This window comes from Aurantivibrio infirmus, from assembly GCF_054767315.1.
Genome location: NZ_BAAFSK010000006.1, coordinates 208909 through 233291 on the forward strand (window position 1 = coordinate 208909; position 24383 = coordinate 233291).

The following is a 24383-nucleotide window of genomic DNA, read 5'->3' on the forward strand; positions in this document are numbered from 1 at the left end:
CATATCTAACTATACTTAGGTAAATAATGAGTAAGATATCCCTAAAAGAAATTACCGAGTTCACCATTTCGGAAGTTTGGAAACCCGAAGGCGATTTAAATGAAAACACATGTTTGCTCTGTGGATTTAAATTAGCGGGTGAAGACGGCAAGGATTTTATCGAATCTTTCGCGAAGAAATTTAATATGGATATATCTAACTTTGATTGGGTAGAGATCTTTGGGCCGGAAGCGGGCGGCAACCCAATCGCTATGATGATCTATTTGTTTCAACGCCTGATGCTTGGTCGAAGCAATCGAGAATTGTGTAGCGCTCCACATGTCTCTTTGAGTCACCTACAGAGTTGCGCTAATACTGGAAAGTGGGTAAACCCCTAAGATTGGGGATATCGATACGTTGCATTACTCATACCTTCAATCTGAGCAACGAATGATTCCTAATGGATGCAAAATATAACAAAATCGGCGTTAACTATTCAGTTTCTCGCTGTACTGACCCTAAAATAGCAAAACAGCTATATGCAGAACTTCGCGATGCGACAAAGATCGTGAACATAGGTGCTGGAACCGGATCTTATGAGCCCGAAGGTGTGGAGTTGGTGGCGGTAGAGCCTTCACTTGAGATGATTTCTCAAAGAAAGAAAGGCGCTCATAAGGTCGAGCAAAGTTTTGCTGAAAACCTTTCGTTTGAAAATAATAGTTTTTCCCATGCCATGACCGTGCTTTCCATGCATCACTGGGAAGATAGAGACAGCGCATTCCGCGAAATTAATAGGGTTACAACAGATAAATTCGTTGCTGTTAGTTGGGATCCTAACTCCGCACCCTTCTGGCTTACTCGCGATTACTTCCCCGAGATTTATAAAGCAGATCTACGAATTTTTCCTAAATTGAATGAGTTAGAAAAATATTTTGACGAAGTCGAGATGAAGCCACTACTGATACCCGATGACTGCAAAGATGGGTTTCTCGCAGCGTTTTGGAAACGACCGGAAGCGTATCTTAACGAGCAAGTACGGCAGTCTATTTCTGCGTTTTCGAATTTGGATAACGTATCAGAAGGTTTGGAAAAGCTAACGCAAGACCTCTCAAACGGGAAATGGAAGAAAAACAATAGCGCTATTTTAAATGCTTCGTTTTTAGATGTTGGTTATAAATTAATAACAGCGAAGAAAAGAAACTCAGAACGAATCTAAAGTGATTTTAGGCGCTCGAGTCTTAGAGTGAAATTTAAAATACTATTTATTGTATTTTTCATCTAGATACTTGTTAGCTGCATCGACCGCCAATTGAATATCAACGGGTCGCATCGTATCAGAACTAAAACTGGCTAAAAATTTCTTAAAGTTATCTGGCTTTTTCATCTCCGAATAAAATATTAAATAGTAAGTTAAGGCCTTAACCTGATCGCGGTTCAAACTGTTACTTGCATATAAATAACCCAGCTCAAAAGTAGCGATGTGATAGTCATTCTTATGTAGGCTATTCAATAGAGATATTTGAAATTCACGAACCTCCATTGCGAGTGCCATCTCTTCTTTATCAGTACTGCGTTCGAGCTCTTGAATCGTCTTATACCGGCCTCCGGTCCAAATACTCGTTGTTGTTGCGTATTCGCTGTGCATTCGGCAAACCCTTTTTCGCAGCATGCAAAAGAAGATCGTGGGCCGGCCGGTAATCCGTTTCGTTTATAGTCTCACAAGCATCAATACGCCTATTGATTTCTTCTCCCTTGTCGACTTGAATAGATGGAATATCATCTAGTTTATAATTTCGCTTTTCTGTCCAAGACATCTCATTAAACGTCTGACAAAATATCAACCACTTATATAAACCAAATGCGTCTTCTGCGCTAAGTAGCGATATATCTCCTAAGGGTATACGCGGGTCTTTGCTAATATCTTGAATTTGATTGTAATCCGAAAAATCTTTGTTTGGATTCGGAATAATTTCGATCAACTGGGACAAATAGTACAGGTCATTGTCATTAGTTGAAGGATCTGGCGTAGCGACTGCTTTCCCAGATTTAATTGGCTGCGGTGAATCAGAAATGTAGGAAGTTTGAGTGCTTTGTATCGTTACCTTCTCTTTTTTAACAATGTTGCTTTCGATATTTTTATTCTTTTCTACAGAAATGAAAAAAATTCCTACAAAAATAAGCGTAAGAGCTAGGATATAAATACTTATTTTGGTCAACGATAAGGAAATTTTTGCATCATTCATCAATTTTTCAGCTGTATTTTGTAAAGAGTTTACGAACAATACTGCCCTGGTATTTTTAAATCAATTTGAATTCTATAAAATTAACTGTTTTAAGATAAATGTTCCTAGATTGACGCGGAATACCACATAGCCGAATCAACGTAATGTTAACCAATGCTTAACAATGGAGTTAGTATGAAATTCAGAACAATCAGAATCTTAATTGCCTTAGTTGTATGTTCTCTATCTCTACCCAATATAGCTCACGAAATTACTCAACCCCATATAGCCGTGTACGGAACTGCAAAACAAGAGGTAGCGCCGGACCTAATGCTCTGGACTCTGTCAGTTGTGAACAAAGGTAGTGAGCTGGAATCTGTATCAAAATTACATACAGAGCGCGTTAGCGGTTTACTTGAGTTGCTTGAAAAACAAAAGGTTGACGAGAACAAGATACAAACTACGAACATGAATTTCGGTGAAAATATTGTTTACAGAAATAATTCTCAGATTAAGGAAGGGTACATTGCTTCAACGACCGTTACCTTCGTATTAAAGGATTTTGAGGAGTATGAATCTACTTGGCTATCCTTATCGAAGATGCCTTCTGTTAGTGTCAACAACGTTTCTTATGATTACTCCAAACGCATAGAATTACAAAATGAAACGAGAATACAGGCGCTGTTAGCAGCAAAGGACAAAGCCGCATCACTCGCGACCACCATGGATCTCGAATTGAGCGAAGTTATCTCAATCATTGACGAATCAAATGATATCTATCCAGCGAATCAAAATGTAGTTATGTCTGTTGCTAGAAATTCTTTCTCTGAAAACGCGGTCGCTCCGGGGACAATTTCAATTACGATGCGTGTGAAGCTGGTAGTCGGCCTGATATCTAAATAAAAGAACAGGGTAAGTTGATAGCTAATTAAAATTATAGTTTTTACGGAAAAACGGTAGAGGAAAACACGCAAATGAAGCCACTTCTTAATTTATCCGAAATTACTGATTTTAAAAATAATCATGACGGAGCGTTTAAAGAGCAGTATTGTCCGGTTAGTGAAAGGATTGGCGCTAAAAAGCTCGGCTATAATGTCGTTGTTTTGCAGCCGGGTTTCAAGGCTTGTCCATTTCACAACCATCATGTTAACGAAGAAATGTTTTTGATCCTTGAAGGAGAGGGTACATTGCGATTTGGTGATCAACGTTACTCGATTAAAACACACGATGTAATTGCTTGTCCTCCCGGCGGGCAAGACCTAGCTCACCAAATTATCAATACTGGCAAAAACGAATTACGTTATTTGTGTCTCAGTACCATGGAACCGGTTGATATTTGTGAATACCCAGATTCGAATAAAGTGCTTACAATGGCCGGAGATCAAGGCGATCGCAGTTTCAGACATATGTCTAGGCTGTCTGAAAATGTTGATTATCTTGAAGGAGAATCTTAGGGTTTTTACAATCACGCATTCAGTTATGAAAATTGCAGCAATATCGGATATTCACAGGAATATTTACGCGTTAATTAGTGCCATTTTTTTATCAACGGGACGTAAAATTATAATAAGTTGGGAGCAGGTACATTGCATATCATCGTTTTACTTGTCGTGATCGTTGGCGTCATTTATCTGCTTAACCGGAGCGCTGCGGTATTTCAGCTTACCGTGGAAAACGGCGAGATTACTAAAACTAAAGGGAATATTTCTAATAGATTGATCAGCGAATTCGAAACGGCTTTATCCAAACATGATCAAGGAAAGATAATAGCCAGTAAATCTTCGCGAGATATTCGACTTTCCTTTAGCGGCAATATGAATGAGTTTACCCAACAGAGAATACGGAATATTTTTGGTATTTATAAAAGTTAAACCAGAGTCCGATTTCTATAATTCAAATAATAAATAGAAAAATTTTAGGGGGTATTTCTGATGACTGAAGATGCATATATTTCTCCTCAGGCTAATCTAGAAGACGACGACGAAAGAATAGTAATTCTACGAAGACTTATCAGAGAACAAAGTATTATCGGTGTTGTAGTGGGAACGTTTCTGGGCCTAGTGCCGTCTCTGGCACTGATGATGCTTATCGCGACGCAGGGTTATATTCCTATCATCACTTGGCTAATACCCGGTATCGCGGTTGGTTTATTTGTGAAATTTTGCGGTAGGCCTTTTGATTCTAGCTTAAGAATTATTCCTGGTGCTGTTACCTTATTACTTATCGCAACGATATTTTTCGCTATGGGCGTGAACCCTTTTTACTATTTGCTTGCCATAGTCAACGGACTTATTGCCAGCGCTATTTCTAGACGCACCTTAACTTTAGATGAAGAACGAGTTCTATACGCTTATAAATATGGAAAAATCAGTCTCAATTAAGCCTATGTATTAAGAGTGATCTAAGTCGGCGGGATCCCGCTATCTGGAGCGGATTATTTATTTTCTTATAAAAACTTTGCATATTTTTTTTGTAATCGCATGGTTAGGCTGTTTGTTTGTCTTGCCTAGAGCTCTGCTGCACTGGAAGATGGGTTTAGAGAATGGCAGCGAATCAAGCTCAATTCGAATTTTATCTATTAAACTTTTTCGCTTTGGCAGCATCATGGCTTTTATTGCGATCGGTTTAGGTCTGTGGCTATGGTTTGGTTTTGGTATCACCGGAACATGGTTACATGTAAAAATCGGCTTGGTTGGGCTACTAATTGTTTATCATGTTGTTAGCGGCTTAATGTTAATGAAAGCTGTTAGGTCAGGAAACTTTCCCAATAAGATATTCCTAAGGGTATTTAACGAGACGCCTATTTTGTTACTACTACCGATAATTTATCTAGTCGTAGCGAAGCCACTATGAAGATTCGTAGATATACTGACAACTACAAAGAGCAAGTCATTCAACTTATCCTGAATATTCAAAATATAGAATTTAATATCCCTATTAATTTGCAAGCCCAAGCTGATTTGAATGATATTCCTCGTTTCTATCAAAAAGAACATGGAGAATTTTGGTTAGCGATTCTGAATGAAACAGTCGTCGGAACCATCGCTTTGGTCGATATTGGTAATCAACAAGTCACATTGAGAAAGATGTTCGTCAAGAAAGAATTTCGCGGGCGGGAGTTCGCTACCGCTTCTCGATTACTCGATACTGTATTTAGGCACTGCCGGAATAATAATGTTTCAGAACTGTTTTTGGGGACAACGGATAGGTTTATTGCTGCACATCGATTTTATGAAAAAAACGGCTTTGAAATAGTTGACAAAACAAATCTCCCAGAGAACTTTCCCATCATGGAAGTCGATTCGAAGTTTTATCGCTTTGGTTTTGATTAGCAGAAGACTGAAGTTTCTATCAGTAAAGCTTCAGTCTTCTGATCCATTTTATATCGTTAGTTCGGCAAGAACGTCATGCTGTAGTTTGTTACGGTAGACGATGCATTACTCGGCTCAAATGAGATCAGTTTTATTCGTGCGAGTATTTTGCTTTCTAGGTCAGGATCATTCAGCTCACTGGAAACGATTCTCACCGCAGATATTTGTCCGCTAGGCTCAATGGTTAGCTCGATGATTACTCGACCTTGTAGCGTTGGGTCGCCACGTAGAGCACGGTTATAAATTGCAAAAATGGCGCCTTTGTTTTGCTCGAACACCCGCCGAATTTCTGCTTCACCTCGACCTGCGCTTTGACTTCCGCCGCCTTCGCCGCCTTCATTTCCTAGGCCCGTTCGGGTTGCTAAATTACTTTCAACGACAGTGGTTTCTCTGCCCAGTAAAGCCACACCACCTGTATCGCGGCTGAGTGCAGCGGTATTTACACCACCACTAGTGCTGCGCGCACCACTAGTAATTATTGAGCGATCAACCTTAGCGGCATTCGCCTCACCACGAGACAAATTAGTGTTATCGACCTTGGAGACATCGATCGCATCACGCATATCGTTGAGCTCAGTTTGAAGCTGCATGAGGCCGCTGTTTGCTGCGCGATCTCTGGCTTCTGCGACTCGATCAATTACTGGTTCTGGCTTAGGTGGCTCTGGCTCAGGCTCGGGTTCTGGAACAGGCTCCGGCTCTGGTTCAGGTTCCGGAGCAGCTTCTGGCTCAGGCTCAGGTTCTGGTTCTTCTTCAACTGGCGGTGGTGGCGGTGGCGGTTTGGGGATTTCTTTTTTCTCCAAAATCACTTGCGCCAATTGCGGAGGAATAGTTTCTCGTTGCTCTCGGGTTAATTCTGGTACCGGAATAAATGCAATCGCAATAGTTAAAACAATGAAAATTCCAACAATAATTTTTAGGAGTTTGAAAAAGCGATTGTCTTCATCAGCAGAAGAGTACCAAGGCAACTGAAGATTGGGGGCATGCAATATAAACATTCTATTCCCCCACGACTGCGCTATCGGTCGCCAAAGGATCGGCGCTAGCGATGCGATTCACGGCGAGAGAAATGTTGCGATACTCGTTACTCGCACAGGTCGTCATGATTTTTTTCAAAATCGTATAGGGAACAGCTTTATCGCCCATGATTGTTACGGGTCGCCCTAATACTTCCTGCTCTTCATTCATTGGTCCTGCACGATTGGCTTGATGCTTTAACTCTTGTTCAAGACCGGGGATAGTATTTTCCGCGCTAGACAGCACATCATTAATTTTCGCAACGGCCTGTCCGGCAACAACAATATTTTCTCCGTTGACCGTTACCACCAATGTTGTATCAGGACGCTGTTCCGAAGAAGAATCGGGTAGCTCAATTGATTTGTTGGTTTGCAGAATTTCTACGTCAGATGAATTTACCAATAAGAAAAATACCAAGATGGTAAAAATATCCATCAAGGACACTAGATTAAGTTTTTGTTTTTGATTTAAACGTTTGTGATGCCGCTCCATTCGACGCGCGCGCATTGACTTCTTCATTGCGCACCTCCTACCGCAGCAAGTTCGTCATCGGCAACCGGGGCGTCACCCAAACTTATATCTGGGAACAACTCAGCATCTACGACGCTGGTAACAACTACTGCTTTAAATGATCTTACGGTGTCCATCACACTGATGATGGTTTGGTAATCTGTATCAGGCTGTGAAAGCACGAGAATATCGCGCTTTTCAGTTCCCTGTTCACGTAAGCGTCTTTTTAACTCTTGCAAAAAGGTAGACAGAAATTCGTAATCGTATTCTCCGTCTTTTTGATCGATACGCTTAAATGGAATTCCCGCAGGAAAATTGAGTTGCATATGATCTTGATGAATCACTAATTCTAATATCTGATTCTCTTCTTGATCTTCTACCGAATCCGGTGAGGCGGCCATGTCCGGTAGCTTCAGATCAAGCACGGTGACATGAGCGAATACCATGCTCATTAACAACACCGGCACCAGTACAATCATGAGATTCATGAAAGAGGTGATATCCAGATCTTTTTCTTCTTTAAAATGATGGCGACGTGTTCGCATTACTCATAACCTTGAAGATTTTTAATTTCGATTTTTACAACCGTAATTGAACGTAATAAAAATTTTCTCAATTAATCTTGAGTACGCGTTTTAGTTGCCATTGCTTTCGCTGCTGACATCAGGTTTAAACATTTAACACCAGCCATTTCTAAACCATCAACAATTTCAGTTGTTTTGGTTTGTAACAATGTGTGGATTAGTAGCAGTGGAATTGCAGACATCAAACCAAATGCTGTGGTATTCATCGCACGTGAAATACTTTCAGAAAGTAATGTCGCTTTATCCGCTGGGTCAGCGTTGGCAACCGCGATAAAAGCGCCGATCAAACCCATAATGGTACCAAGCAGGCCGAGTAAGGTGGCGATGTTAGCTAGCGTTGCTAAGTAAGGCGTACGCTTTTCTAAACGTGGAGTTGCCTCCATCACACCTTCTTCCATTGCTAGCTCAATATCATCACGACGCTGTGAAGAATCCATGCGCGCGACACCAGCACTAATCATTCTTGAAACAGGCGCGTTCGAACTTTTACCCATTTGTAAAACGCCTTTAAAGTCACGCTTTTGTAAAAGCGGCATAATACGTTCGAAAGCTCGCTTGTTGGCAGACTTCGCGTAGGTTAAAAACAACCAACGCTCAATTGCTACAGCGATACCAATAAACAAAACGATGCCGATCGGGATCATCCATACTCCGCCGTCTTGAAAAAATCTTAAAATGCCATTAACGATGTTCATAGTGTTTCCGCCTCTAGAAGTACTTCAATAAAAATATAAAACTAAAATATCTAAAACTAAAAAGTTTTTACCATAAGCAATCGCGCTATCTAGCACGCTGCTGAAATTCGCAAGTATTGAATATTCGTGAATGGATGAAACGAAAGCATCGGCTCTTAAATTTGGGCACAAAGCTGTTTACGGTTTCGTCTTCCTCTACGAGTAGTTCAGTTGTCAAGTTGATGAACGCTGATTATTGATCGCGAATCATCTTGGCTGATCAACATCTTGGGCGCCAAATCTTATAACGCCAATGTTACAAAGTGATCTAACAATTACTGCCTAGGCATAATCATTTAAGAATACTGTTTAATTGATCGATTAAAAATTGGCCCGAGACTCGGGCCAAAGTTAATCATCCTATTGCAGCGCGACTGCTACTACTGGGCTCTCACTACTAGATAAGTACTTAAGTAAGTGTAGCTAAGTTGTTGTCTAGTAAACACTTTAGCCATCACCAAATCACTACCGACAGTCACTCGACACAGGTCTTATTCAAGACTTGTGCCTATCTCATCGTGAATAGATAGCTATAAATAAGTATTTGCTTAGATGCAGAAGGCGTCTCGTTAGACTTGTGATCTAACCGACATTTTGAAGTTTAGAACATGAGTGGGGAACTGCTTTTAATTCGACTCGGTTTTTTCTTCGGCCTCGGCGAATTGCTCCATGTATAAAAGTTCACGGCGTAATTCAACGCGTTCGACATGGCCAAAAATTATATCAAGTTGGCTTTGTATATTTTGATTTTCCAAATCGGAATCGCCCACGGGCTTCCATGGAACAATGTAGAGAACTTGAGGTTGCTCTTGGTTACCAACAATAGTTGAGCTTAGGGTAACGACTTGCCCGGTCTGTGGCCGCCGTCTAGGGGCCGCTTGGGGCGCCGCCTGCTCTTGTTGCTCTGTACTTTCGCTATCTGCATTTTGTGCTTGATTCGCCTCGTCGGCACTTTCTTGGGACGTCGGCTGAGATTCAGTTGCAAGGTCTGTTTCCGTTGCTTGTATTGAATCGCTTTGATTCAGCAATTCACTTTCACTTGCCTCGGTTTGGCTCTCTTGTTGAGCTGCTTCTTGGGCGGTTTCTTGTTGTTCTTCCTGCGCAAAGAGCTTGGCGGAAAAAACGGGAAATACCGCTAAAATGCAGACCAAAATTGTCACCTTTTGCCACTTCATGACTGCACAAAAAGATGTGTTGTTTTGCATTTAACTACCCGCCATTCGACGTTGAAGGTCTAAAATCCAACCAGCCATTTGCCGATCAGGTTCTGATTGTAAGTATTGAAAGATCTCGAAATGCTGTAAGGCTTTTGCAGATTGGCCCATATATAAATCATACAAAATGCCAATATTTTTGTGGCTATTTGCATGTTTTGGCCACACTTTTATCGCCGCCAAATAATGCTGTTCCGATGCCTGAAAATCACCAGCTTCGCGCTTTATTAATCCAAGTTGATTATGCGCTTCGATATTGAGCGGATTTACCAAAATTGCTTGTTCGAAGGCCTGTTCCGCTTTTTCAAACTGTTGTTGTTGTCGATACACAATACCTAGATTTAAAAACGGCCCCGATAAATCCGGATTTGACGCCGTTAATTCTTGCAAAATAACTTCCGCGCGGCTCCATTGTTGATTTTGCATAGCGGTAATTGCGCGAGTAAACGCAGACAGTGCAGGACCCGGTACATTAATTTTTTGTGCTAAATAAGGATTGATATCAGGAGCACTTGCATCAAAACCATTCGGCACATTGTCAGCTGTTTCTGCTGTCACTTCCGATTCACTTGCCGCTTGTGTATCCGCACTCGAAGAGGAATCGCCCGGTAAAAAACTACAGGCACCAAGCATACTTATCAGTACACCGATCACGAGCAAATTAAAAAGCTTTCTGTTAATCATACTTTTTTATACTTTACGTTTGGCGATCGAGAATTTATTGAATCGCATCACTATAGTCCGCTACTTGTTCTTTTTTACCGTATCGAGCAGGAAGCAATCGCGCTAGCGTGCTAAAACTTTGCTTCACCCATTCATCGTATATGCCATCCCAACTGCGCTGAGCGTTGGCCGCATGTATTTCAATGGCTTTTTCTTCAAAGGGAAAAGCCTGTTCTTCCAGTAGGATTTGATATTGCTCTAAAGCCAATACATCTAAACCCGCTGGGCGCTCAGAATCCATCAGGTCTTGACTTAGATTGCTATAAATTGCACCAATTCTAAAACTTGCTTCGGTTGTAAACTCAGCAACACCGTAATCGAGAATATTTTCATAGGCTTTTAATGTTTGATCTAAAGCAGCGCGCTTACGATCTAAACTTTGTTTTAAAGGCAAGGTTAATTGAATACGTGCAAAATTTTGATAAATGCTATCTGCAAATTCCGCCGCTGCACCTGCCGCTAAATACTTTGATCGTTCACTACGATCAGGGCCAGCGTTTGCGTCTCGCTCAATCAGTTTATTGAGCCAGAAACTGCGCTTTTCCATATCGCCCGTTTCTTCGTAGAGTTCTACTAATTTATTTGACGCTTCCAGAGATTCGGAAAATGGAATGGGATAATTGTTGGCGTAATCGCGATAGGCAACAATAGCATTATTAACATTGCCACTTTGCTCGAACAATTCTGCCGATAAATATAGAGACTGACGCCGCACATCTGGATCGGCATCGTTCGCCGCCATCACGTTTAACTCACTCGCTGCCGCTTGCCATTGTTCCAGTGCTTGATAAATGACGACAAGCTTAGCTGGAATGGTGTTGACAAAAGGATTGTTTGGATAGTTTTGTCTGAAGGCAACAAGCACTCTCTCTGCTTCTTGCCAACGCTCTAGATCCATTAAATAAGTCGCCGCATCGTATTCGGCGCTGATAGCAATTTCCGTATTCGGTGCAATCGCGCTGACACTCAACAATTGGTCAATCGCCGCGCCTTTATCTCCAGACGCTAAACTTTGTTCTGCTTGTTTAAACATACTCGCAGCAATACGATCAATAACATCGGCACGGCTAGGCCCATCGCCTGCAACTTCTTGACCTTGCGGCATCATCGCCAGCACCTGACGGTAGGCGTATTCGGATTCAGCATAAACCTCTAAATCAAATTGACCTTGGCCGACAATCAACCAAGCCGTTTGCAGTACTTCGGGTTCGACGGCAGGATTCCACTGGGTTAAACGAGTAGCGGCAGAAACAGCTTGGACATTTTCACCTTTGGCCAATAAGGCTTGTGCGCCTTGCGCGAGAACATTGGCAGCGCGAGGATCATTGGGATAAAAATCCGCAAAAGAAATAGAGCTTGCGGTTTTGTGATCTCGCCATACTTCACGATCAGCTTCAGGGCCGTCGCTGGCTAACTCTTCTAAGGCTAAAATTGCGGAATAACCGGCTTCTGCTCCGTTTTCGCCATCAAGATATTCATATGCAACTTTTTCATAGGCAGTGATAGCCTTCGCCAACTGATTAGATTCGTAAAACGATTCGCCCAACAAGAAAACCATACCCGGTGTTTTTTCATCGTTAGGAAAAGTTTCGACAAATTCTTCATACCAACGCGCGGCTTTTTCGTAATGGCCACTCGACTCTGATTGCATCTTTGCAATTTGCGCTGAATCTAAATCTTCGCCTTCTGGGTCACGTAATGACTGCGCGAGAGAATGTTCATATTTCGCGAGCTCTTCTAAATATTCGTGAAGATAAGGGCTTAAAGAATCTTGAACGGCAATAGGTTTTTGTTGCCAGTAGTTACTAGAAATACCGTAGTTATTAATAAAATCTTCTTTAGCAGGCAACAATTGCGCAGGAAAATCACCTTCGTCATACACAGTAATAATACGCACGCTAAATTCAGGCGCGTAATCACTGCTTGGATGGTTACTAACAAAGTGTGAAAAAGTATCGGCACTGTCTACGTAACGTTTCTTCTCTAAATATAAATCACCAAGTGCTTGATACAGCAAGTGGTTGTAGGAGCGGACCCCTGCCATCTCATAAGTTTCGCTAATCGATTTGGCGCCATCTAAATAGGAGAATATTAAACTCATGACACGGAGCGTATCTTCCGCTAGGTTTTTCTGTGGGGCGTCAATATTTTTAAAATTTTCTTCGCCTTGCATAATGCCATCGAGCACTTCGGTGAACGAGGCTAAAGATTCGTCATAGCGATTTCTTTTAAACTGCGACCAACCGAGCATGTAGATCGCATTATCACGATAAGCAGAATCTTCATCGGCATTTCTGACTGAACGATAATATTCTTCCGCCGAGGCATAGTCGCCTTCACTAAACGCTCGCTCCGCACGACGGAATTGCGCTTCGCCTATATAAGGGGAGTCGGGAAATTCCGCTGCCAAGCGATTCAATGCTTGCGCTGATTCGTCGGTGCGGCCATCAAGCGCATAGGCTTTGGCCAGTTGATAAATCAGTTTGTCGCTACCGGGACGACCTTCTTGAAGCCTTACTAGCTCTTCATACATTGAAATAGTATCGGTAAAAAATTGTCCTGCTTCCGTAGCGTCCAACTGCTCTTGTTCGCTACGCATCATTTGCAGTCCGGCTAAACGAATTAAAATTTTTCGTCTTACTTCATCATCGCTCGCGACTTCTAACGCGAGCTGATAGCTTTCTTCAATTTCCTCTAAACTCACGCTGGGTACTGTTTGTGTCAAATTTGGCATACGTGCCGGTTGCAAATCCGCCAAAGTTGCACCAATCACTTCTTCTTCTGGCCCTGCTAACCAAGTACAACCATTAATCATTAAAGTTGCCGCTGCGATTGCTAGTGGTAATCGCGCTCGATGCAAATTGATTTTTGACCTGATTAGTCTCATGGCTGTTGATCCTTCGCCACTTCGTCATACAGACGGGCAACTGACAAGCGTGCCTGAGACATATAATGTTGTAGTCGTAATTTTTGGCTGGCTAATTCATTTTGTACTTGCCCGCGTAATTCATTCTCAGCAAACTCTACAGCGGAATTTATATCGGCAAGTTGAACATCAAGACGTGCCTGCATGGCATCAATTCGACGTCGATAAGGTGCGATATCGGGTTCTTCTTCAACGACACGATTAAAACGATCAAAGTCTGTTAAGGATTCTAGGATAACGCCATCAAGTTCGCCGATCGCGCGTTTTAATTCCCAAGATTTTTCGGAAAAAACGTAACTGGCTTGCCAGGTAACTAAGCCTTTAAATCGTCGTAACTGTTCTTCGTATTCATCGGTAGGCTCACCGGCTCGGCGCACAATGTCAATATTACGTTCCATTCGCTCGACAATACTTACCAACTCATTTTCATCGTCTTTTACTAAGCTGAAATAATCGCGCTCCGCAATAATACGCTTATATTCAGCATCTAAAACATCGCGCTTTACCATTAACTGCTCAACGTTTTCGTTGAGGCCACGCTGTTGAATATCTGCAATACGGTTATCACGATAGATCTGACGTATGTCTAACATGTATTCGTAAGATTCTAATTTTTCATGCCAAACATCGAGTTCCGCAGAGATATTCAAAAGATCACGAAGCTCTTGCACAGCACCTTGAAAACGATTTAATGAAAATAATTCGGTGAGATAGGTGAGGTGAGGTTTAACGCCAGCATTTTCATCCAATAAAAACCAATTTCTTTCGTCGGTTTCGTCGATCTTAAATGCCGCTAATAAATCGAGCTCATCGATTTCTGCCATGACTTCATCAATACGAGCAATTTCTTTTTCGAAGGCGCCTTCTGCAGAAAGATAGGCTTGTAACGCCTCGCCATTACCTCGTAGTTTTTCATAAGTGTAGGGAACGGCAATGATGGCTTCTTGAGTCGTTGCGAACACCAGGGAACGACGACTTAATTCTTGCCAAGGTTTCAGGGCTATCGTGTAGTCTTCCATATCGAACGCAGCCCAACCGTAACCTAATAATGCGCGATCGGAAAACGGGCTGTCTAAGCGCACTTGAAGAAACTGTTCGATGGCTTTTTCTGGTTGACCTTGAAGTACGTAAGCATAACCTGCCGCGGTTAACGCTCGGTCATATAAAACCAATTGTTCTTCGCGAACAGCGAGGTTAACGCTAAAAGGAAATTCGATAAGTTTGTTGTAGTACTCGATGGCTTTATCGTACTGCTGTTGACGACTATAAGCATTGCCCAAGTTGTAATAGAGATAGGGCAACATGTCATCGACGTATCGGGCACGAGCTAAATCACCCTCAGCTTTTTCAAGTTGGTTTTGACGAATAGACAAATTAATCGCCAAGGATTCTAATTCGGACAACAAAGCCGGATCAAAACGACCACCAATATTTTTGAAACTCTCGTCAGTGCCATCCCAATCGCCACGAAGATAACGCAGCTTTCCCAAATAGAACCATGCGGCATTGCGCACTTCTAATGGTCGGCTAAACTCACCATTTTCATCAGCAACTAATAACTCTGAAAAAATATCGCCTGCCTTTTGTTCCATACCAAAAGAAAGACTGATCCCGCCTTCTATTAATTTGGGATTATCACCGTGGCCTTTAATACCACCGCGTTGTTCTGCAATCATGAGTTCAGTTAAGGCGTCAAGATAGTTGCCCTGATAATATTCATAAAGTGCAGCGCCATAGCGAAGATCGGCCACACTCGAAAGCGGCTTCTCTGCAAATGCCGAGCAACTAAGGAATAACAGCGGAAGTATGCACCACCGGCACAAATGAAGTTTTACAGTTCCCATTCTTTTATATCAAATACCGGCTGCAATTTAGTGGTGGAGTCGACTATGCGAAGTTCAAGCATTTTTGGATCAAGTTCTTTTTCCAAACTGATCGTCGCGGCTCGTTTGTACTCTCGGCCTTCTGGCCCTTTGCCGGTAAAAAATGCGGTGATCTCATGCGTACCGGATCGCAAATTGCCAATGTATACACGTTGAACGCCGCCACGAAATAATGCGTCAGCTTGCTGAGGAGTGTAGAGATGACTGGCTACCAGTTTGTTATCGACATTTATTTTTACTGCGTCAAGCTGAAAAAATTCGCCGACATCCATTGATAAAAATATCGCGATCTGTGTGTTGGCGGGAAATAATAATTCTTCTTCAAGAATTAATAAGTCGCGATTCAAATCAAGCACGGCTTGCTTTAAATCTTCCACTTGATTGGTGAGCGGTTTTGCTGGCTCTGCATCGCTTTCATCCTGGCCGAACGACAATTGAGTAAATGGCAAAGCTATTACCAAGCCAAGCATTGACACAATCTTAAGCCATGAAAATTTCTGCGCTCGCGGTCTTTGCTGTGATCGCATTAAATGTTTCTCCTCTCGCCACTCGTAGTGCAAGCTAGTTTGTAAATATTCTGTTGTTGTTTTTCTAAGTAGTCTTTCTACGTTTTGTAGTCAGTGTTTCAAAGCAGCCTTCGGCTTTTGGCACTTAGTGTCCATCACCAAGCTGATTTACAGCATCATTTTTTGTGAAAGGGTTCACATTCCATCATTCGCCGAACATCAATTGTTTAATTCGTGCGCATCCTGAAACTATTTGATGAATGTTATCTCCGTGGATATGTGGCGGCTTTCAAGCTTAACAGTTTACTGATTTGTCTAAATCCGTTGTGCGCATTAGCACACAAGTTATTGGCAACTTTTTAGCTTCTTGGTCCAACTCATTGAATTTTAGCGCTTCTTTGCCATTAATTTTGCTTAGATGTGACCGGCGGCATTAGCCCATCGCTGTAATGCACATCGCCGCGGGAATCGATAATCACACAGTCAAATTCCGCCAACTGGTTCACGATATGCAAGCCCTTTGCCACCCCTAATACAAATACTGTAGTCGACAACGGATCGGTATCAAAGCCTCGGGGACCCAGAATACTGACACTGGCTATGCCGGTGGTTGATTTACCAGTCTTTGGATTTAGGATGTGGTGAACTCGCTCACCACTATCTTCATCGATGAAAAAACGCTCATAATCCCCCGAGGTTGAAATGGCAACATTTTCTAAGGGCAGCAAGATCGCGGCCTTGTCGATCTTCTCTTGTTTGCCGATTTCAGCAGGCTCTAGCGCCTGCCCCCGAGGGTTTTTGATGCCGATAATCCACGGTTGACCTCTGCGATCCCCCAAAACTTGGCTATCACCACCAGCGCTAACGGTCGCGTGTTCAACGCCAAATTGCCTTAGCAAGGCGATGCTGCGATCAACCGCATAGCCTTTGGCAATACCGCCGAGATCAATTTTCAATTGTGGGTGCTTAAAGTGAACAGTAGATTTACTTTTATCGAGTTCAATTAATTGATAATTAATTGCGGCAAGTAGGTCTTCACGCTGCTTGTCCTGAGGTTGCTGGCGGTTCCGGTAATCGTAATATTGGCCAACGCTGGCGAAGCTAATATCAAATGCGCCTTCACTTAAACGACTAAAGTAGAGGGCTTTATCGATAATGTTTACGAGCTCCGGGGAGATTGAAATCGGTTTGCCCGCCGCCTCTCGGTTGACGCGAGATAATTCACTTTCCGATTTATAAGGGCTAAGGGTATTGTCGATGCGGTGCATTTCCGCCATTACTGCGGCGATAGCTCGTTTAGCAGTATTCTCATCTTCATGCCATAAGGTCACGCTGATAGCGGTTCCCATTATTGCTCGTTCTTCGCTATACCATTCGGCAAAGACATTAGGTGAGCTAGCAAAAAAAATTAGAGCGCAGACAACGCGTTTGATTCGCTGTATCGATAAAGTTTTTAAAATTCGCCGCGAATCATTTCGTCTCATGGAAAACCTATCGATTAAAAAATTTCACTTTTTAACTAATAATTGATTTTATATCAATTAACTGCCGTTCCATTCAACAGAAAAACTATTTTGCCCTTTTTGATTGGCAATAACCTGTAACAACTGTCCAATTTCTACTGGCGCTTCTTGGCGAAGATCAATATTACCGCGGATATCATATGCACCGGACATTGAAAACTGCGTGTTTAAATCTAATTTTAACGGGCCCTCGATATCAAATATTTTCGCTTTTAAACCACCACTACCGTCTTCAGATAAATCGAAGGCTATTGTTCCTAAACCTAACCAGCTCTCGCTGTTGTGATAACGGGCTTGCGTCCAACTGCCTTTACCTTGTAATTGAGTCACGGCTGCTTGATTAAACTCAGCGGATTCTAGCTGAACAGAAATATCACCTTCAACTTTTACCAAGGCCCATAAATCTGCTACCGCTGCAGCTGGGACCGTTAGCTGCATATCTTCAAGTGTGAAATCTCCACCGATTCCAGCACAAGCAAGACCGGAAATTGTTTGGATATCTAAGCGGGTTTCAACTTCTGCACAAGGTGACAAAGTTAATAACGACAAGGGTTTGAGCTTCCATTTCAAACTGCCTAAAGAATAACTACCGCCTTGAATCGGCACAACAACACTTGCGGCGCTACCCGACCAAAGCGTGCCTGACACACCATCCATTTGTAGTGGCGGATCGGCAAACCAAACCCCCCACTGCGCAGGGGTTGCTCTAACAACCAACGCCAACCAAAACGCGGCAAATAACAAAATCCAAGGAAGTTTTTTCATAATGCTCGTTTCATAACAGGAGAATAAATAATACCTTTGAAAAACTTGGCGTGTTATACAAAGGTTCTTTTAATTTCTACAAAATTTATTTTTTTCGCAATCTAATATTGACGCTTACTTGACCCGGCTGAATACCAGCGGTCAAATTTAAACTCGCAATTTGAATATCATAGATCGATTCGAGGGAATGTAGCCATTGAATAATATTTTTGTAATTTGCGCTTTCAAAGCGCACAGAAGCCTCTTCGCCATTTGCACTTGGTACCAAACTGGTAAATGACAAGCCCGCGGATTGCACCGATGTATTAACGGCGCCTTGAATACTAATTTGTTGCGCGCGAGGACGTGTCGCCGCACTGGTTTGATAATATTTTAAACTGGCAGCAAGTGTTTTTACTCGCGCTAACGATTCGGCAGTTAATTGATAACTTTCATTTGCTCTATCAGCGGCGACAGATAAAGGTTTGATGAGGACAATCCACAATAAAAATACGCCAACCAATACGCTGCAAATAATAATTGCTATTTGATCTCGGCGTGTTTGCTCTTGAAACCATTTCATATTCTTAACTCCGCACTCATATACCAGCCCTCGATACGACCATGCGCGCCTGCTGTTCATCACCGGCTCTACTGGTATTTAACAATTTCGCTTCTAGACCACTCTTTTTAATTGCGCTTTCGAGTTTAGAAATCGTGTCATAGTTTTTTGCTTGCAAAGTTAATTGCATTTCGCCGCTCTGATCGACGTAGCGTAAATCACGTAAGTTAACGTCATCGTTTTCAGCAATGATCGGAGCAATTTTCGCGAGTAAAGCAACTACGCTACCGCCGCCACCCGAACCCTCAAATTGGGCGATTTTTTGTTTTAACTGTTGTTCAGCGTTCGCAACAGCCCCTTGGGGAACAACCTGACGATAGGTATCGTTTATTTGTTGTCGTAATTCTTTTTGTTGCGAGTTAGCAATTTGAATTTGACCAATGCTGACACCAAGATATGCCACTAGGGAAACCAGAGCGACTGCGGCGACTGATCGCCACTGCTGCCACCATTTCATATAAGGAAATTGCCGTGCGTAGCGGCCTTGGCGTAAATCTAATAAGGGAGCATTTTGGAACGAAATGCTTTGCCAATAATCGGCGAGTCTAGATTCGATTTGTTCTGCGATAATATTTTGTTCTAAATGCGGCGGGATCAGACCATAGAGTGTGTTGAGTTGTTCTTCGTTTGGCGCAAGCAGTAACAAATTCTCTGGTGTCGCGGCTGACTGACTTAAGGCCTCTATACTTACTGCTGCTAAACTTTCTTCGACAGTAAAACCAAGATTCTCGTCTTGTCGCATCATTAACTGTTGGTTGGATAGATGAAGCGTCCAGCTCCCCGCAGTGTGAGGCAACAACAAAGGCTCAGGAATACAGTGGCTAACTTCAAAATTTACCGCTTCTAGCTCAGTAATTTGTTGCGCGAGCCAATCATTGTCGACATAAGCCGTTGTTACCGCATCGTCACTGGGTGCCGCTAGCGCGAAATGTAATTCATCTATTTCACTGGTTAATTCATCTTCTAATTCAAAAGGTATCATTCGCGCCAAATGACGACGTTCTTTAGTATTAAAAGGAACATCTTGTAATACGACGTCTGTACCAGAAAGCACCAAACACACTTCTACGTGATTTCCAGGTAATAAGGTTTGCAATAATTCAATATCGCCTTGTTGCGCCTCACCCAACCAACGACCTTGATCGTCGCAACGTCGCCACATGTAATGTGCTACACCTTCATCGTCACGCGATAAAAGTTTTATCATCACTTGTGTTGTAATTTTTTTGTTAGCCATTCTGGCGTTACACCCTCATTCACTTTTTTATATTCAATTTTTTCTTCACTAACGACAATCGAAGCAATCTATATTAATAACTTGTGTATCGTCTTCGCAGTGTTCGTAGCTTCTTATCGTCTCGAAATAAATAGCTTTGCAAAAATCGTTCTTGATCGCCTACGGATGCTTTTGCATGCAAAATAAAATAATTACTTTCGACACCAAAACCCGCGGGATCTAAGTCTGGTGCTAAAGTTTGTACCAGCGGATTATTAAAAAAATCATTCACGGTTTCGTACTGCTGCAACTCGCGATCTTCAAGCAAACTTTCAATTTCTTCTTCCTCTAAAGGTAGAAGGCTGGTCGGATTATTTAGTGTGCGCAATAAAGCCGGCAAGGCTGTATTGACATTTAAATCGGTATTCTCTGGTAATGCCACCAATAACGGTTCGAGCTGTTGGTAGAGCTCCGGAGTCATATGCCGTACCAATCGCAATTCACTAACACTACTAAATAGTGTGTTCGCTGCCTGATAGGGCGGTTCTTCGCCACTGTAAAATAAAGATTCGGCGCCGCCAAAACCACTGGCATCATCATCCTTATCTATCCAATCAATTACTGCTTCAGTAATTTCAATCGCTTCATCTTCTGTTAATGCTGGCTCTTCAAAAATTTGTAGCAAGCGAATGAATCGACGCTGTTGCGGTGTAAATCGTAAGGCCGGGATATTATTCGGATTACTGTTCGCACCAACACTGCCATCCAAACTATTTAAGTTAAGTCGCCCCAAAGCATCTTCTAGCTTCGCTTCTAACAGTCCATCATCCGTTGGAAAGGGCGGCGCGTCTTGTGCCCATACTTCACTTAGATTATCGGTTGCTGATTCCTCAGCGTCCTGTTCCAGGATCACACCTGCTAAAATTTCCGCGCCTAATAAATAAGATTGTGCCTGCGATCCATACAGGCGGTTTTCCGCTCGCGTCGAGTTAAGAATAAAACTCAAGGAAAACTTCACCGCTAAAGCCGTAACAATACCGACAATTAAAATCGCGAGTACTAGAGCTGCGCCGTGTTCATTTTTCCTCTTCGCTTTTAGTATCAACATATCTTTTAAACACCGGGTAATGCAAAGATACGTTGCACATCGCCTAACTCTTCAATACTTAGTGTCACCTCAAGCGCTAAAGGTAGGCGACCTTTGCGCTGGATATTCGATGCGACATTTAGATTTTGCCGTTGCGGTGGCCACACAATTTGCCAAGGGCCGTTGATAGCATTACTTGCGGTATTCGGTAAAAAACGTACCTGAATCGCGGTTACTTTATCTAGCAACAATCTGCTGCCTGTTGGCTCGTCTTCTAACGGCTGATTGCGTTCAGTCCAATAATCTCGCCACAATTGCCCATCTAGCCAACGATAGCCTATGCGCTGCAAATCCGAACGTTGTTGCTGTAAGGCATTCGCCCAACCATCGCGGGAAAATCTCAGTAAATATTGGCCTTGTAAATAATTCGCGCCGCTATTTTGGTTGTCCCCACCCATAAAAGAAGGCGTGGCTTGTCCACTCGCAACACCCGCTGCTGCCTGCGGTAAATCTCTATCAATCACATGATTCAAATCAGCGTTTAATACTTGCCACACTGTTTCAACACTATTGACCTGTTGCAGTACCGCTTCACTATCTGCCGTTGCTTGGGTTGCGCTATCAAAAAATCCATAGGCCAAAGTCGCTACAATCAATGTGATTGAAATAGCGACCAATAGTTCGACGAGAGTAAAGCCGTTCCAATTTTTTGTGCGACTTTTCATAAACATTCAGCAACAGTTATTTCAAACAACGAATAAAAACCTTTAGTTGGTCGGCGCTACTCGTGTTCTTTCTCGTAAAAACCCTACCACGGAGACCAAAGTATTATCTTCTGTTAAATCTTTTTCGTCTAAACCAACGATTACGCTTTGCCGCCACATACTGGGCACGGCGGTTTGTTCGGATTTTATTTGCCAATACCAAGTCCGCCCTGCCAATTCCGATTGCCCTATGGCAGTGCCACGTAATAATTTTTCAGTTAATTCATATTCAACGCGCTGAATCTCGATTTGATTTTGCGCAACCCAGTTTGCATAGGTCTTATCTCTAATATAAGCCGTTGCATCAACTTGCGTGACCACTTGCGACATTAATGCGGGCAAAGCAATAGCCACCACGAACAAAGCCACCATAACTTCAATCAAGGTGAAGCCTTTTTGATATGTTAAAATTTTTCTCACTTGAAAAATCTCATTACTTTATATTTTCGCTTTTAGTTTTTGAAAACTTTAGATAGCCGAGCTAGGGCCAATTTTCTAAATCTTCTTCATCGAGCCATTCAACACGGCCATTGCGTTGGCTACTTAATACTTGTTTTACATCTATTTCAGTACGATCAAATAAAGTCAAAAAAAACGGTGTTACTTCACCACCGGGATAAAAAACAACTGTTGGCAGGCGTACTTCGTCTTCTTCTAGGGGTTCGAAATTAACTTCCTCGCCTTCAACATCAATTGCTAACTCCACTCCCTCTGACAAACCCTGTATTACAAAAGGCGCTTCTAAGTCGCGCCATGCGCCACCGCGGTAATGTTGCCAGGTATATCGCCAGGTCGTTTCACTACCGGGTGGAATTAATACCAAACCAATAGGATCGCCGCTTAGCACTGCCTGATCTTCAGCAAGAATCGAAAACTCTAAAAGTTTTTCCGCTTGCTGCTGTAATTCTTCGTTAACACTATCTGTTCCACCAAGATCAACGGTTAATGAAACAACTGTTGCCATGATGCCGATGATAAAAACAACGACTAGCAACTCTATTAAACTGAAACCTGAATTACTTCTCATGAAAAACTATGCGGCTTGCGCAAGCTTAAGCTACTGGTCTTGTTCAAGTTGATCTGGGTCTTGCCAGTTTCCATAATCCGGAGAACCACCTTCAACCCCATCGGCGCCGTAGGTAAAAATATCGACAGGGCCATTTTGACCCGGACTAAGATAAAGATAGGGGTTACCCCACGGATCATTGGGGAGGTCTTGAATGTAGCCGCTTTCTTTCCAGCGACGGGGTACGGGATCTAGTACGGGCTTCTCAACCAAGGCTTGTAGGCCTTGCTCACTTGAGGGATAAACGTAGTTATCAAGCTTGTAAAGACTTAAAGCAGTTTCAAAGTTTTTGAAATCTGCAAATGATTTTTGAATTCGGGCTTTATCCGCGGAGTCCAAAACATTCGGCGCAACAATCGCGACTAACAAACCGATAATTACTAGGACAACGAGAATTTCGATTAAACTAAAACCTTTTTGATTTCTATTTTTCATGATCATTACTCTATTACTTTTTAAACTAATTTATTGATATCGAAGATTGGCAATAGGATCGCCAACACAATCATAACTACCATGCCACCCATCAACACGATGGTCAGTGGCTCTAACAAACCCATCGTGGTTCCTAAAACCATTTCTAACTCGCGCTCTTGATTGCGAGCTGCATAGCCCAATTGTTCGGGCAAGGTTCCGTTCGCTTCACCACTGGCGACCATTTGCGTTAACAGTGGAGGAAAAAACTTTGCTTTATCTAAAGCGCGATTCAAACTACTCCCTTCTTGTACCGATACAGCTACTTGCTCACTAGCAACGCGCAATACACGATTATTTAATACTTGCCCGGCGATACGTAACGCCTCTAACAGTGGCACACCACTGGACAATAAGATGGCTAATGTTGCAGAAAAACGTGCACTATCGACTTGTATTAATATATCGCCAATAAAAGGCAGCTTTAATAAAAAGCGGTGCCAGGACATCAGATGTTTTTCGTCTCGCAACCACAACTTAAATAAAACAAAGCCAAGAATAATAATTGCCAGGGTTAACAAGCCCCAATAAGAGCCGACAAAATGGCTAGTTGCTACCAATATCTTGGTAAGCATGGGTAGTTCGCGCGTTGAATTTTCAAAAATGCCAATTAATTTCGGCACCACAAAAACCATTAACAAACTAATAACGGTAATGCTCACTCCTAATAACACCATCGGGTAGATCATCGCCATTTGTAGTTTTTGTTTAGTGTGCTGGCTCGATTCCGTATATTCCGCCAAGCGCTCTAACACTTGACCTAAGAAACCAGCACTTTCGCCAGCTCGTACCATGGCGCGATACATATGATCAAAAGCACGAGGACTTTCGGCCAAGGCCTGGGCGAGACTTCTACCTTCTAGCACTCGCGAACGTACTTGCAGCAAAATACCCTTAATACTTTCTTTACGTGCTTGCTTTGCGGCAACTTGCAATGTTTCATCGAGTGGTAACCCAGACTGCACCAGAGATGCCAGCTGCCTTGTTACCAAGGATAGATCTCGAACGCTTAACTTTTTTCCACGCTGAAAAAAAGAATTTTTTTGCGGGCCATTCGCCGCCTCCTTTTGCGAAACACTTTGTACCTCTAGCGGTTTTAATTGCTGAGTACGGAGCTGGCTACGAATCTGCCTTTCTGAATCGCCTTCCAGAACACCTTTCACTGTTTTACCAGTGGGGTTCAGTGCGCGATAACTAAATGCAGGCATAACAGTTCCACAA

General features: G+C 42.6%; 29 protein-coding genes. 8 read left to right on the forward strand and 21 right to left on the reverse strand.

Annotated elements, in window-relative coordinates; genetic code table 11:
* Positions 1-26 precede the first annotated feature (26 nt).
* Together ACYUCY_RS14695 and ACYUCY_RS14700 are read left to right on the forward strand one after the other, a co-directional pair.
* Entirely contained in the window at positions 27-377 is a 351-nt protein-coding gene (locus ACYUCY_RS14695; protein WP_460227272.1) for a DUF1493 family protein, read from the forward strand.
* A gap of 62 nt (positions 378-439) precedes the next feature.
* Positions 440-1195 carry a class I SAM-dependent methyltransferase gene (locus ACYUCY_RS14700; RefSeq protein ID WP_460227273.1) on the forward strand — a complete coding sequence of 252 codons (756 nt, stop codon included), beginning with the start codon at positions 440-442 and terminating at the stop codon, positions 1193-1195.
* Positions 1196-1237: 42 nt separating this feature from the next.
* On the opposite strand, the gene ACYUCY_RS14705 is transcribed toward ACYUCY_RS14700, so the two are convergent.
* Together ACYUCY_RS14705 and ACYUCY_RS14710 are read right to left on the reverse strand one after the other, a co-directional pair.
* The gene (locus tag ACYUCY_RS14705; RefSeq protein ID WP_460227274.1) at positions 1238-1624 is read right to left on the reverse strand and encodes a hypothetical protein; all 387 of its coding nucleotides are present in this window, start codon (positions 1622-1624) and stop codon (positions 1238-1240) included.
* A complete protein-coding gene (locus ACYUCY_RS14710) occupies positions 1572-2222 on the reverse strand; it encodes a hypothetical protein (RefSeq protein ID WP_460227275.1) in 651 nt (216 codons plus the stop codon). Before ACYUCY_RS14710 ends, ACYUCY_RS14705 begins: the two co-directional genes overlap by 53 nt.
* Before the next feature lie 174 nt (positions 2223-2396).
* Between ACYUCY_RS14710 and ACYUCY_RS14715 the strand changes: the two genes are divergently transcribed.
* The 6 genes from ACYUCY_RS14715 (at position 2397) to ACYUCY_RS14740 (ending at position 5533) form a co-directional block, all read left to right on the forward strand.
* Positions 2397-3104 (forward strand): SIMPL domain-containing protein, encoded by a 708-nt coding sequence (locus ACYUCY_RS14715; protein WP_460227276.1) that lies wholly within the window; start codon positions 2397-2399, stop codon positions 3102-3104.
* Between the two features lie 71 nt (positions 3105-3175).
* Positions 3176-3655 carry a cupin domain-containing protein gene (locus tag ACYUCY_RS14720; RefSeq protein WP_460227277.1) on the forward strand — a complete coding sequence of 160 codons (480 nt, stop codon included), beginning with the start codon at positions 3176-3178 and terminating at the stop codon, positions 3653-3655.
* Positions 3656-3787: 132 nt separating this feature from the next.
* Positions 3788-4072: a DUF3634 family protein gene (locus tag ACYUCY_RS14725; RefSeq protein ID WP_460227278.1), complete on the forward strand. Its 285-nt coding sequence runs from the start codon at positions 3788-3790 to the stop codon at positions 4070-4072.
* A gap of 60 nt (positions 4073-4132) precedes the next feature.
* Complete coding sequence (locus ACYUCY_RS14730; protein WP_460227279.1) at positions 4133-4582, forward strand: hypothetical protein; 450 nt, start codon at positions 4133-4135, stop codon at positions 4580-4582.
* Between the two features lie 67 nt (positions 4583-4649).
* Entirely contained in the window at positions 4650-5054 is a 405-nt protein-coding gene (locus tag ACYUCY_RS14735; RefSeq protein ID WP_460227392.1) for a CopD family protein, read from the forward strand.
* Positions 5051-5533, forward strand: coding sequence for a GNAT family N-acetyltransferase (locus ACYUCY_RS14740; protein ID WP_460227280.1), 483 nt, complete (start codon positions 5051-5053; stop codon positions 5531-5533). The genes ACYUCY_RS14735 and ACYUCY_RS14740 overlap by 4 nt, the downstream gene beginning before the upstream one ends.
* 56 nt (positions 5534-5589) lie before the next feature.
* On the opposite strand, the gene ACYUCY_RS14745 is transcribed toward ACYUCY_RS14740, so the two are convergent.
* The 19 genes from ACYUCY_RS14745 to gspF all read right to left on the reverse strand — a co-directional run bounded on the left by ACYUCY_RS14745 (position 5590) and on the right by gspF (position 24370).
* Positions 5590-6567, reverse strand: a complete 978-nt coding sequence (locus ACYUCY_RS14745) for an AgmX/PglI C-terminal domain-containing protein (RefSeq protein ID WP_460227281.1) — start codon at positions 6565-6567, stop codon at positions 5590-5592.
* Position 6568: 1 nt separating this feature from the next.
* Positions 6569-7105 carry an ExbD/TolR family protein gene (locus tag ACYUCY_RS14750; protein WP_460227282.1) on the reverse strand — a complete coding sequence of 179 codons (537 nt, stop codon included), beginning with the start codon at positions 7103-7105 and terminating at the stop codon, positions 6569-6571.
* On the reverse strand, positions 7102-7641 hold the full coding sequence (locus ACYUCY_RS14755; protein WP_460227283.1) for an ExbD/TolR family protein: 540 nt from the start codon (positions 7639-7641) through the stop codon (positions 7102-7104). Before ACYUCY_RS14755 ends, ACYUCY_RS14750 begins: the two co-directional genes overlap by 4 nt.
* Positions 7642-7712: 71 nt before the next feature.
* The gene (locus ACYUCY_RS14760; RefSeq protein WP_460227284.1) at positions 7713-8375 is read right to left on the reverse strand and encodes a MotA/TolQ/ExbB proton channel family protein; all 663 of its coding nucleotides are present in this window, start codon (positions 8373-8375) and stop codon (positions 7713-7715) included.
* A gap of 665 nt (positions 8376-9040) precedes the next feature.
* On the reverse strand, positions 9041-9619 hold the full coding sequence (locus ACYUCY_RS14765) for a hypothetical protein (protein WP_460227285.1): 579 nt from the start codon (positions 9617-9619) through the stop codon (positions 9041-9043).
* On the reverse strand, positions 9620-10312 hold the full coding sequence (locus ACYUCY_RS14770) for a tetratricopeptide repeat protein (protein ID WP_460227286.1): 693 nt from the start codon (positions 10310-10312) through the stop codon (positions 9620-9622).
* A gap of 34 nt (positions 10313-10346) precedes the next feature.
* Complete coding sequence (locus ACYUCY_RS14775) at positions 10347-13238, reverse strand: tetratricopeptide repeat protein (RefSeq protein ID WP_460227287.1); 2892 nt, start codon at positions 13236-13238, stop codon at positions 10347-10349.
* Entirely contained in the window at positions 13235-15028 is a 1794-nt protein-coding gene (locus ACYUCY_RS14780; protein WP_460227288.1) for a tetratricopeptide repeat protein, read from the reverse strand. Before ACYUCY_RS14780 ends, ACYUCY_RS14775 begins: the two co-directional genes overlap by 4 nt.
* 80 nt (positions 15029-15108) lie before the next feature.
* Entirely contained in the window at positions 15109-15687 is a 579-nt protein-coding gene (locus ACYUCY_RS14785; RefSeq protein WP_460227289.1) for an AraC family transcriptional regulator, read from the reverse strand.
* A gap of 383 nt (positions 15688-16070) precedes the next feature.
* Positions 16071-17015: an FAD:protein FMN transferase gene (locus ACYUCY_RS14790; RefSeq protein ID WP_460227393.1), complete on the reverse strand. Its 945-nt coding sequence runs from the start codon at positions 17013-17015 to the stop codon at positions 16071-16073.
* Positions 17016-17207: 192 nt separating this feature from the next.
* Positions 17208-17954 carry a type II secretion system protein N gene (locus tag ACYUCY_RS14795; protein WP_460227290.1) on the reverse strand — a complete coding sequence of 249 codons (747 nt, stop codon included), beginning with the start codon at positions 17952-17954 and terminating at the stop codon, positions 17208-17210.
* 85 nt (positions 17955-18039) lie between these two features.
* The gene (gene gspM / locus ACYUCY_RS14800; RefSeq protein WP_460227291.1) at positions 18040-18516 is read right to left on the reverse strand and encodes a type II secretion system protein GspM; all 477 of its coding nucleotides are present in this window, start codon (positions 18514-18516) and stop codon (positions 18040-18042) included.
* Between the two features lie 16 nt (positions 18517-18532).
* Positions 18533-19792 (reverse strand): type II secretion system protein GspL, encoded by a 1260-nt coding sequence (gene gspL / locus ACYUCY_RS14805; RefSeq protein WP_460227292.1) that lies wholly within the window; start codon positions 19790-19792, stop codon positions 18533-18535.
* 73 nt (positions 19793-19865) lie between these two features.
* Positions 19866-20879, reverse strand: a complete 1014-nt coding sequence (gspK, locus tag ACYUCY_RS14810; protein WP_460227293.1) for a type II secretion system minor pseudopilin GspK — start codon at positions 20877-20879, stop codon at positions 19866-19868.
* Between the two features lie 5 nt (positions 20880-20884).
* On the reverse strand, positions 20885-21583 hold the full coding sequence (gene gspJ / locus ACYUCY_RS14815) for a type II secretion system minor pseudopilin GspJ (RefSeq protein ID WP_460227294.1): 699 nt from the start codon (positions 21581-21583) through the stop codon (positions 20885-20887).
* Positions 21584-21625: 42 nt separating this feature from the next.
* Positions 21626-22042 carry a type II secretion system minor pseudopilin GspI gene (gene gspI / locus ACYUCY_RS14820; protein ID WP_460227295.1) on the reverse strand — a complete coding sequence of 139 codons (417 nt, stop codon included), beginning with the start codon at positions 22040-22042 and terminating at the stop codon, positions 21626-21628.
* Between the two features lie 61 nt (positions 22043-22103).
* Entirely contained in the window at positions 22104-22649 is a 546-nt protein-coding gene (locus ACYUCY_RS14825; protein ID WP_460227296.1) for a GspH/FimT family pseudopilin, read from the reverse strand.
* Between the two features lie 30 nt (positions 22650-22679).
* Entirely contained in the window at positions 22680-23129 is a 450-nt protein-coding gene (gspG, locus tag ACYUCY_RS14830) for a type II secretion system major pseudopilin GspG (RefSeq protein ID WP_460227297.1), read from the reverse strand.
* Positions 23130-23143: 14 nt separating this feature from the next.
* Positions 23144-24370 (reverse strand): type II secretion system inner membrane protein GspF, encoded by a 1227-nt coding sequence (gene gspF, locus ACYUCY_RS14835; RefSeq protein WP_460227298.1) that lies wholly within the window; start codon positions 24368-24370, stop codon positions 23144-23146.
* Positions 24371-24383: the final 13 nt, after the last annotated feature.